Consider the following 204-nt stretch of genomic DNA (forward strand, 5'->3'; position numbering starts at 1 on the left):
TAACTACGATGGGGCTATAGCTCAGCTGGGAGAGCGCCTGCTTTGCACGCAGGAGGTCTGCGGTTCGATCCCGCATAGCTCCACCATCTTTACTGCAACAACCCAAGAAAACTTCAGAGTGTACCTGAAAAGGTTCACTGCGAAGTTTTGCTCTTTAAAAATCTGGATCAAGCTGAAAATTGAAACGACACACTGTGTCTGTTC

1 tRNA gene is annotated in these 204 nt (G+C 47.5%); it reads left to right on the forward strand.

The annotated features are described in order from the left end of the window. Positions 1-10 precede the first annotated feature (10 nt). Positions 11-86: transfer RNA gene (locus JSN25_RS22545), tRNA-Ala, on the forward strand. Positions 87-204: the final 118 nt, after the last annotated feature.

It is taken from the genome of Citrobacter cronae, assembly GCF_016893685.1.
GTDB classification, from domain to species: Bacteria; Pseudomonadota; Gammaproteobacteria; order Enterobacterales; family Enterobacteriaceae; genus Citrobacter; species Citrobacter werkmanii.